This window comes from Lichenicola sp., from assembly GCF_965198575.1.
Taxonomy (GTDB): domain Bacteria; phylum Pseudomonadota; class Alphaproteobacteria; order Acetobacterales; family Acetobacteraceae; genus Lichenicola.
The window spans coordinates 2,540,730-2,550,063 of record NZ_OZ240671.1 but is presented as its reverse complement, the minus strand read 5'-3'; the positions used below and the strand labels follow the sequence as shown (position 1 = coordinate 2,550,063).

The following is a 9,334-nucleotide window of genomic DNA, read 5'->3' as shown; positions in this document are numbered from 1 at the left end:
CGGTTTTTGCAAGGCCTCGCCTGCTCAAGGCTATAGGTTCGAACGTGGCGCGCAAGCACACTTAGATCCTGCCCTCATGCGACAAAGGAATGCATCGGATGCGCCGACGCCTGCTCCCGTCCCTCAGTGCCCTGCGGACTTTCGAGGCCGTCGCCCGATACGAGAGCTTTACGCTCGCCGGGGCCGAGTTGAACGTGACCCAGAGTGCCGCCAGCCGACAGGTGCGCGCACTCGAGGAGTATCTCGAGCTGGCCTTGTTCAATCGCACCAGCCGGCGCAGCGAGCTGACCACCAGCGGTCGCTATTATTTCAACCTGATCCGCGAGGCGCTCGACAAGATCGAGGCCGGCACGAACGAGCTGATCGCGACGCGCAAGGGCGGTGGCACACTGACGATCGGCGTGCTGCCGACCTTCGGGACCCGCTGGCTGATCCCGCGGCTCGGGCTGTTCCGCGCCCAGCACCCCGAAATCCTGATCAACATCATCAGCACCGATGGCGAACTTGCCGTCGACATGCCGAAACTCGACGTGGCGATCCAGTTCGGCAGCGGCAGCTGGCCCGATACGGTCGCCGAACCGCTGCTGGCCGAGGAAATCCTGATCGCCTGCGCGCCGGCGCTGCTGCAGGCGGGAGCACCGCTGCGCACGGTCGGAGACCTCGCCGGGTATCCCCTGCTGCAGCACACGACGCGGCCGCATGCCTGGTCGCACTGGTTCCATGCGGTCGGGTTCGCCGAGGAGGATGCCAACTGGGGCGCCAGCTTCGAGCACTTCTTCATGCTGATCCAGGCAGCACAGTCCGGGCTCGGCGTGGCGCTGCTGCCCCGCATCCTGATCGAGGAGGAACTGGCGCGGGGCGTGCTGGTGGCGCCCCTGGCCTACCGTGTCGCCGGTCCCGGCGCCTATTACCTGGTCACGCCCAAAGCCAAGCAGGACGTTGCGCGGGTTCGACTGTTCCGCCGCTGGCTGCTCGACGAGGTGGCGCGCCTACCCTCCGACGAGGCGCTTTCGCCGGCGGCGACGGTCCAGTCAATGGCTCCGACTATCCAGCGCGTCGCGCAGCCCGTCGCCGAGGAAATTGACGGAGAGCACGGTCGCGAAGATCAGAATCCCCGGCGGCAGCGCCATCCAGGCCGCGGTGCCGATCCACGGCGTCGCGGCGTTGAGCATGTTGCCCCAGGTCGGGATCGGCGGCTGCACACCGAAGCCCAGGAATGACAGCGCGGATTCCAGCATGATCGCGTTGCCGACCGCCAGGGTCGCCGAGACGATGATCGGTCCGGAGGCATTCGGCAGGATATGGCGCAGCATGAGGCGCATCGACGTCGCCCCGAGTGCCCGCGCGGCATCCACGTAATCGAGCGTCCGCAGCGACAGGAACTGACTGCGCACCAGCCGGGCGGCACCCATCCAGGTGAGGCCGCCGATCACCAGCACCAGCATCGGCACGTCCGGCCGGAACAGCCCGGAGAGCAGCAGCACCAGCGGCAGCAGCGGGATCGACAGCACGACATCGGTCAGGCGCATCAGCAACTGGTCGACATGCCGGCCATGGAACCCCGCCAGCCCGCCGACCAGGGTGCCGAGAAACGTCGAGACCACGGCGCTGGCGATGCCGACGGCGAGCGAGATCCGGCCGCCATACAGCAGGCGCATCAGCAGGTCGCGCCCGAGCTCGTCGGTGCCGAGCCAGTGCGCCCGGCTGGGTGGCGCCGGCTGGCCGATCAGGGTCAGGTCCTGGCCATCGAACGAATATGGCGACAGCAGCGGCCCGATCAGCACCAGCACCGCCAGGCCGCAGAGGAACACGAGTGCGATGCTGGCCGGACGATGCTCGAGCAGGCGGTGCAGCATGCCCGTCAGCCGAACCTGATCCGCGGATCGATTACCGCATAGGCGATGTCGGCCGCGAGGTTGGCCAGCACCAGCGCCAGCGAACCGGTCATCATCAGTCCCATCAGCACCGGATAGTCCCGCCCATCCATGCTCTCGATGAACAGCCGGCCGATCCCGGGCCAGGCGAACACCGTCTCGGTGATCACCGCGCCGGAAATGATGCTCGCGAGATCGAGCGCCATCACCGTCACCATCGGCACCAGCGCATTGCGCAGCGCGTGGTGCACGAGCATGCCGGCGGTGGTCTGACCCTTGGCGTAGGCTGTGCGGATGTAGTCCTGGCGCAGGACGTCGAGCAGGCTCGATCGCAGGAAGCGGCTCCAGCCGGCGGCGGTGGCCAGCGACAACACGCAGGCCGGCATCGCCAAGTGGGCCAGCCGGTCGCCGAGCGAGGCGTCGCCGAAAACGGTGTATCCGGCCGCCGGCAGCCAGCCCAGCATGATGCTGAACAGCAGCTGCAGCATCAGCGCCAGCCAGAACACCGGGATCGAGATGCCGGAGAACGACAGCAGCGTCAGCAGATGGTCGAGCCGGCTGGAGCGGTGCAGCGCCGTGAGCACACCGACCGGCAGCGCCAGCAGGAAGGCGAGCAGCATGGCGGTTCCGCCGAGCAGCAATGTCGCCGGCAGCCGGTCGGCGATTTCCGCCAGCACCGGACGCCCGGTGCGGATCGAGAAACCCCAGTCCCCGACGACCATCGATCGCAGCCACATCAGGTATTGCAGCGGCACCGGCCGATCCAGTCCGTAGGCGCGGCGGATATGCTCGAGTGCTGCGGGCGTCACCGACGGGTTGTCGGTGTACATGTCGAGCGGACCGCCCGGCGCCAGATGCACGATCGCGAACAGGATCAGCGAGATCGCCAACAGCAGCGGGATCGCGCCGAGCAGCTGCCGCAGCAGATAGGCGGGGCTCATGGTGCGCCCGGCGCTGTCACGGGCGCCAGCCACCAGGTCGCGGCGCCGACGAAATCGGTCATGTTGGTCGGGTTCGGCACGTAGCCGCGCAGGCGGTCGGACGTCGCGTTGACCGAGACCGTGCTGAGCAGCGGGATCGTCGGCAGGTCGCGCGCCAGGATCGCCTGCATCGCCGCCGCATCCTGCCGTCGCGGCTCCGGGTGCATCTCGGTTTCCAGCCGGCGCATCGCCTCGTCGAGCTCCGGGCTGGCATAGCCCTGGCCATTGTTCGGGCCATGCGTGCCGTAGAACACGCTGTACACGGGGTCCGCCGCGGTGACCCAGCGGCCGTACAGCAGGTCGTACGTGCCGCGGTAGCGTGCCTGGCGGAAACTGATGCCGGACTTGTTGTCGGCGGCAAGCTCGATGCCGATCGCGCGCAACTCGGCGATGATGATCTGCTCGGCGATCTCGTCGTCGATCTGGCCGGTCTGCGCGGTGATCCCGAACGACAAACGCTTGCCGTCCCGCACGCGAATGCCATCCGGACCGCGCGCATAGCCCGCTTCGTCGAGCAGCCGGTTGGCCTGCGCCGGATCGTAGGCCAGCACCGGGACCGCCGGATCGTACAGGTCGGTCAGCGTCGGCACCACCACCGAGCGGATCGGCAGCGGGAAACCGCCGGCCGCACGCACCAGGATGCTGCGGTCGATCGCCTGCGCGATGGCCCGGCGCATGACGGGATCACGCAAAGCCGCCGGTCCCTTGAAGCTGAAATCGAGATGTTCCCAACCAAGCGACGGACCGCGCACGATCCGGGTGCCGCGTGTGCCCTGCAGCTGCTTTGCCAGCATGTAGGGGATCAGCGGCGCCAGCCCGATCTCGCCGGCCCGGATCAACGTCCCGAGCGTGTTCGAATCCGGCACGATGCGGAACACGATGCGATCCAGGTACGGCAACTGCCGGCCCGCGGCATCGTGCTGCCAGTAGTTCGGATTGCGATCCAGCACGACATATTCGCCGCGTCGGAACTCGCGCACCATGAACGGCCCGGTGCCGATCGGCCGGGTATTGTACGGATCGTGGTTGAGGTCGTGGCCCAGCAGCAGGTGACGCGGCAGGATACCGAAGGTGAACAGCGTCGATGCGAAGGCCGCCGAGCTGTGGCGGTAGTTCACCACGACAGTCAGATCGTCGGGCGTATCGATGCCTTCGATATCCTCGCTGCCATCCTTCGATTCCGCCAGGAACGCCGGATCGCGCACCGCATCCCAGGTGAATTTCACATCGGCGGCGGTGAACGGCGCGCCATCCTGCCAGCGGACACCCGCCCGGAGGTGGTAGGTGACATGCATGCGGCCATCGGCGTCGAGCACGATGCCGCCATTGCCGACCGTCGGCACCATGGTGGCGAGCACCGGCCGGTACCTCGCCTGCGCATCCGGTGCTACCAGCCCCTCCACCACCGCCGCCTCGACATCGCCGAGAAAACCGGTGGCGTACACGTTCAGCGTGTCGAGATCGAAGGACAGCCCGACCGTCAGCGTACCCCCCGGTTGCACCGCCTCCGCAGCGCACTGCACCGCGGGAAACAACACCAGCAGGAAAACCGATGCTGCAGACGCCAGGTTTCGGAACGCCACCGGCCGGCGCCGTCGCTCGTCAGTAGCCGCGCGACCGGTCCACGACATGGCGCAACGCCATCCCGGACTCGAAGCCACGGATGTTCTGGGTGATGGCGGCGACGGCCGTTGCGGGATGCGTGGGGGCCGCGACATGCGGCGACAGATAGACGCCCGGATGGCTCCAGAACGGATGCTCCGGCGGCAGCGGCTCGGTGCGGAACACGTCGAGCACAGCCGCCCGGAGATGGCCCTCGTCGAGCAGCGCCATGACCGCCTCGTCGACCACGTGCCGACCGCGACCGCCATTGATCAGCACCGCACCCGGCGCCAGCCGCCGCAGCAGCACTGCATCGATCAGCGTCTCGGTCTCCGGCGTCAAGGGCAGCAGGTTGATCAGGAAGTCCGCAGCCTCGACGGCGGCGGGCAGCTCGTCGATCCCGCGGCACGACGCAACGCCCGGGATCGTCGTGCCGCTGCGGCTCCAGGCCCTGGTGCTGAACCCGAGCGACGCAAGCTGCTCGGCCACCGGACGTCCGAGATGGCCGGCACCCAGCACGCACACCGTCCGCTCGAAGGCCATCTTTTCCGCGAGCGGCGCCCAGCGTCGCTCGAGCTGCGCCGTCCGGTAGTCGAAAAGGTTGCGGTGCCAGGCGAGCGTTTCCGCCATCACCCATTCCAGCATGCCGGCCGCGAGCCCGTCATCGACCATGCGGACCAGCGGCATATCGTCCGGCACCTCGCCGCTCTCGAGCAGCGCCTCGATCCCGGCATTGACGCTGAACAGCGCGTCGAGCCGGCCGAGTGCCGCGATCGCACCAGCCGGCGGCTTGCCGACGACCGCATAGGACAGCGGCCCGTCCGCCTCGGACGCGTCGGTGACGACCGCGTGCTCCGGCAAGCCGAGTTTCAACAGCCGCACCCAGTCGTCGGCGTGCGCACGGAGCATGACGAGGATCGTTTTCATTCAGCGATGCTGGCACACGCTTGCGCACGCGCAACAACAAAAAACTTATGCCGATCGACGATCCACGCGGCCCGGCACTCCCGTCATTCCGCAAACTCATGCGTACAAGACAACTTTCGACATTGTCGGTGCATCACGGAGTTCGTAGAGCCGTGGTGTCCGGAGACTCGCGTCACGGGCCCCCCTCTTCCGGCAGGCGCGCATGTTCGATCCATCGCATTATCTGCGAGATCCGGGGCCGAAGGAAACGGTCACCGGCAAACGCTGTGTCTGCAGCACAGACAATGCGATCGTCACCGAGACCGTTCTCGCGACGCTCGCTGCCGGCGGCAACGCGGCCGACGCCGCCGTTGCCGGGGCGATGGTGCAGGCTGCCGTCGAGCCGTTCATGACCAACCATACCGGAACGGTCAGCCTGCTCTATCGGGAGGCAGCGACCGGCCGGTATCACCAGCTGCACAGCGCCGGCACCTTCCCGCCGCACCTGCCGCCGTTCAGGCCGACGCCGAAGACCGATGGCGGTCTCGGCCGGATGCCGCCCTCCGCGTGCATCCCGGGCTTCATGCCGGGCCTCGCCGCGATCCACCAACGCTTCGGGACGCTGCCGTGGGCGGACCTGTGCCAGGACGCGATCCGCTGGGCGGAGACCGGCCACCCGGTCTCGAGCTTCGAATACGGCGCCCTGCTGGGCGAGCTCGACTTCACGACCTACTTCCCGGAAGGCCGGCGCTTCTTCATGCCGGGCGGCCGGCTGCCCATCGTCGGCACCCTGTTCGGCAACGCCGACATGGCGGCAACGCTGCGCCACGTCGCGGCCGAAGGTCCCGGCTACATGATCGACGGGCCCTGGGCGGCGGCCTTCGTCGCGACCGCCAATCGCATGGGCTGGCCGATCTCGATGTCCGACATGAGCGCCAACCCGCCGCGCTGGATCGAGCCGCTCCGCTTCGGCCATGGCGGGTTCGAGATCGTCGGCCTGTCGGCGCCCGAGCAGCAGGGCGTGTTCCTGTCGATGGTGCTGGGGATGCTCGACGAACTCGGACTGCGCAACATGGTGCACGGGTCGGCCGAGCATCTGTTCGCGATGGGTCACGCGCTGCGGCTCGGCCTGTATTTCTGCGGGTTCCTGGGGGATCCCACCGTCGGGCCCTACGACACCGACCAGCTTCGCGACGGCGACTTCCACCGGGCGCTGGCCCGCCTGATCCGCGGCATGCGGCCGGCGCGCGACCTCGCGAACCACGTGCGGCTCACCGACGCCGCCTCGTTCCGCAGCGACGGTCATGGCCTGCCCGGTATCCCGTCTTCCGAGATCCAGTCCCGGCAGCCGTCCGGAAGCTGCGAGCTCAGCATCGTCGACGCCGATGGCAACTGGCTGCAGATGATGAACACGCTGCAGTCCGGCGGCATTCCGGGGATGGTCGTCGGCGGCATCCCGATGATCGGCTCGCACGCGACCTTCGCCGGCGTGAGCGGACATTTCGACATCAAGCTGGTCGAAGGTGCCCGGCTGCGCAGCATCGTCGGCCACAGCTTCATCCTGCAGGACGGCGAACCGATCTACGGGCTCGGCACACCCGGCAACGTCTATTGCACGGTGCCCCAGGTGATCAGCAACCTGCTGGATTTCGACCTGTCTCCCGAGGCGGCCGTCGAGGCGCCGCGCATCCTGCCGCTCGGCGAGGACAACCGCCTGATCATCGAGGACCGGGTCAGTGCCGGCACGGTGCAGGGGCTCGCCCGGATGGGTGTCGGGATGGCGGCGATGCCGGCCTATGACTGGCACATGGGCTCGTTCCAGATGTGCTTCCGCGACACCGCCGGAAGCCTCGGCGCGGTGGCCGACCCACGCCGGTGCGGGATCGCCGGCGGTCTCGACTGACCGGCATCACCGCTTCGAACGATCAGCGAAAGGACTTCGATGTCGACATTCCACATGGCGTTCCGGATCGACGAGATCGAGAGCACGCGCCGCTTCTACGGCGACCTGCTGCAATGCAGGCAGGGCCGGGAAACCGCCACCTGGATCGACTTCGACTTCTTCGGCAACCAGATCTCGGCGCATCTCGGACCACGGCCGGACTGGAAGCTCGAAACCATGGTCGACGACACAGCCGTTCCGCTGAACCATTTCGGTGCGGTCGTCAGCTGGCAGGAGTGGGAGCAACTGCATCGGCGGCTGCAGCACGCAGGCGTTCCGTTCATCCTGGAGCCGCAGGTCAGGTTCGTCGGCATGCCTGGGGAGCAGGCGACCTTCTTCGTCAGCGACCCATCCGGCAACGCACTGGAATTCAAGGCCTACCGACACGAGGACGCCGTCTTCGAGCGCTGAACCCGCGATTGCGCCGACGATCCGGGGTCATCCCCGGGAATGCCCGATCAGGACCTGTTCGCCCGGAAGGCCGCCGGGCATGACACGGTCTGTGTCACTCGGTGGCCATCAGCAGACCCTCGATGTCGTGCTTCTGGGTGATCGGGATCAACTCCTCGACCACCCGGCAGACCAGGTGCTTGTGCACCGAAGCCGGCAGCGCGTCATGGAAGTGCTGCGTGACCATCATGTCGTGGAACGCCGAATGACCGGCACCCGGGGCATCGATCCCCAGCACCAGCACGGGCCGCGAGATCGGTGACAGATGCGTGGTGCCGCGGTGAACCGTCAGCGCCGACCGGCAGGAAATGTCACCCCGCTGCGGATACTTGCGCACCGCCTTCGCCTCGAAGCGCGGCCAGACCGCCCGGTCGGGAAACATCCCGCCCTTCCAGTCCAGCCCGTCATCCCACTGCGTCCCGGGCGCCACTTCGAACGGCCCCATGTCCGGCGTCACGTCGACGCCGGTGAGGTTGAACGCGAGCGAGGTGATCCGGTGATCCCGGTAGGTCTCGACGGTGGACGGGAAATCGCGGTGCCAGGGCTGGTTCCGGGCGCCCTGGACCGGCATGTCGAAGCCGATCTCGACGATCTGGTAATCCGCGCCCAGTACCCGCTCCGCCATGCCGGTGATCCACGGATGGGTGACCAGGTCGACGAAGCCCGTGAGCGCCTCGGGATGGAGCTCGACATACCAGCGCCGCGGACCCCGGCCGATCGCGCCCCCCGGGCGCTGAATCGCATCCCAAAACGCCGTCATCATGTCGTCGCGGAGGCGGTCGGCCCACTCGGCGGTAAAGCCACGCTTCCTGCCCGCGACGCCGTCCCGCTCGAGGATGGCCACGTCCCTGTCGATACTATCGATCAGGCTGGTCTCAACCCCCGTATTCATTGTCACGGCTGGGCCTCCCTTCGGGCGCCGCCACCCGATGCCGGGGCGACGCACCGCAAGCATCGATTTCGGCGGTGGATGACTAGATCCGATCCGCCTCAAGCAGGGCTGAACGTCAGGCGAGACAGGCGGTTTCCCGCCACCCGGCCCGGATTACCCGGCGATCCGCTCCGGACCCATCGACTTGATCAGATCCAGCACCCGCTTGCGAACAGGTTGCTCGCTGATGCGATAATAGGCGCGGACGAGGTCGACTGTCTCCTTGCGGCTGAACAAATCGTCCGGAGCGCCGAAGCCGTCCTGCGATTCCGCGAAACCGCCGATCTGCATGGCGGGGCTTCGGGCGCCACCGCCATTCCCGTAAGCGGCCGGCATGTCGTCGAAGAAGAAGCTGACCGGCACGTCCAGCACCTTGGACAGGTCGAACAGCCGCGATGCGCCGACCCGATTGGCGCCGCGCTCGTATTTCTGCACCTGCTGGAAGGTCAGGCCCAGCGCATCACCCAGGCGCTCCTGCGACATCTGCAGCAGCGTCCGACGCAGCCGGATGCGACCGCCCACATGAACGTCGATCGGACTAGGCCGCGTTTCGCGATCGCCCGTCGCAGCGTCGGTGGAAGACGCGGATTTGCCGGGATTCTCCGACATTTTGGCGGAGGCACTCTTTACCATCGGACCTGCTCGCCCA

The 9,334-nt window shown here is 67.5% G+C and carries 8 protein-coding genes and 1 pseudogene; 3 read left to right on the top strand and 6 right to left on the bottom strand.

Annotated features, from left to right (window positions below):
* Positions 1-89 precede the first annotated feature (89 nt).
* Positions 90-929: pseudogene (locus ACOEQ2_RS11520) on the top strand (LysR substrate-binding domain-containing protein); the annotation flags it as partial.
* A 102-nt stretch (positions 930-1,031) separates the two neighbouring features.
* Here the strand turns inward: ACOEQ2_RS11520 and ACOEQ2_RS11515 are convergent.
* The 4 genes from ACOEQ2_RS11515 to ACOEQ2_RS11500 are packed head-to-tail and all read right to left on the bottom strand — an operon-like array spanning position 1,032 to position 5,383.
* Positions 1,032-1,856 (bottom strand): ABC transporter permease, encoded by an 825-nt coding sequence (locus tag ACOEQ2_RS11515; RefSeq protein ID WP_419728123.1) that lies wholly within the window; start codon positions 1,854-1,856, stop codon positions 1,032-1,034.
* Positions 1,857-1,861: 5 nt separating this feature from the next.
* A complete protein-coding gene (locus tag ACOEQ2_RS11510; protein ID WP_419728122.1) occupies positions 1,862-2,815 on the bottom strand; it encodes an ABC transporter permease in 954 nt (317 codons plus the stop codon).
* Positions 2,812-4,437: a peptide ABC transporter substrate-binding protein gene (locus ACOEQ2_RS11505; RefSeq protein WP_419728121.1), complete on the bottom strand. Its 1,626-nt coding sequence runs from the start codon at positions 4,435-4,437 to the stop codon at positions 2,812-2,814. Before ACOEQ2_RS11505 ends, ACOEQ2_RS11510 begins: the two co-directional genes overlap by 4 nt.
* Positions 4,438-4,456: 19 nt before the next feature.
* Positions 4,457-5,383 (bottom strand): 2-hydroxyacid dehydrogenase, encoded by a 927-nt coding sequence (locus ACOEQ2_RS11500; RefSeq protein WP_419728120.1) that lies wholly within the window; start codon positions 5,381-5,383, stop codon positions 4,457-4,459.
* 202 nt (positions 5,384-5,585) lie between these two features.
* Between ACOEQ2_RS11500 and ACOEQ2_RS11495 the strand changes: the two genes are divergently transcribed.
* Together ACOEQ2_RS11495 and ACOEQ2_RS11490 are read left to right on the top strand one after the other, a co-directional pair.
* A complete protein-coding gene (locus ACOEQ2_RS11495) occupies positions 5,586-7,265 on the top strand; it encodes a gamma-glutamyltransferase (protein WP_419728119.1) in 1,680 nt (559 codons plus the stop codon).
* A 39-nt stretch (positions 7,266-7,304) separates the two neighbouring features.
* Positions 7,305-7,715: a VOC family protein gene (locus ACOEQ2_RS11490; protein ID WP_419728118.1), complete on the top strand. Its 411-nt coding sequence runs from the start codon at positions 7,305-7,307 to the stop codon at positions 7,713-7,715.
* Positions 7,716-7,809: 94 nt separating this feature from the next.
* Here ACOEQ2_RS11490 and ACOEQ2_RS11485 read toward each other — a convergent pair whose 3' ends face one another.
* Complete coding sequence (locus tag ACOEQ2_RS11485; RefSeq protein ID WP_419731202.1) at positions 7,810-8,646, bottom strand: phytanoyl-CoA dioxygenase family protein; 837 nt, start codon at positions 8,644-8,646, stop codon at positions 7,810-7,812.
* A gap of 153 nt (positions 8,647-8,799) precedes the next feature.
* Positions 8,800-9,294 (bottom strand): helix-turn-helix domain-containing protein, encoded by a 495-nt coding sequence (locus ACOEQ2_RS11480; protein WP_419728117.1) that lies wholly within the window; start codon positions 9,292-9,294, stop codon positions 8,800-8,802.
* Positions 9,295-9,334 lie beyond the last annotated feature (40 nt).

Bases quoted from the DNA above. Each gene is read 5' to 3' on its own strand.
- ACOEQ2_RS11485 (WP_419731202.1), bottom strand. From the start codon at position 8,646: ATGAATACGGGGGTTGAGACCAGCCTGATCGATAGTATCGACAGGGAC.
- ACOEQ2_RS11500 (WP_419728120.1), bottom strand. From the start codon at position 5,383: ATGAAAACGATCCTCGTCATGCTCCGTGCGCACGCCGACGACTGGGTG.
- ACOEQ2_RS11495 (WP_419728119.1), top strand. From the start codon at position 5,586: ATGTTCGATCCATCGCATTATCTGCGAGATCCGGGGCCGAAGGAAACG.
- ACOEQ2_RS11510 (WP_419728122.1), bottom strand. From the start codon at position 2,815: ATGAGCCCCGCCTATCTGCTGCGGCAGCTGCTCGGCGCGATCCCGCTG.
- ACOEQ2_RS11480 (WP_419728117.1), bottom strand. From the start codon at position 9,294: ATGTCGGAGAATCCCGGCAAATCCGCGTCTTCCACCGACGCTGCGACG.
- ACOEQ2_RS11490 (WP_419728118.1), top strand. From the start codon at position 7,305: ATGTCGACATTCCACATGGCGTTCCGGATCGACGAGATCGAGAGCACG.
- ACOEQ2_RS11515 (WP_419728123.1), bottom strand. From the start codon at position 1,856: ATGCTGCACCGCCTGCTCGAGCATCGTCCGGCCAGCATCGCACTCGTG.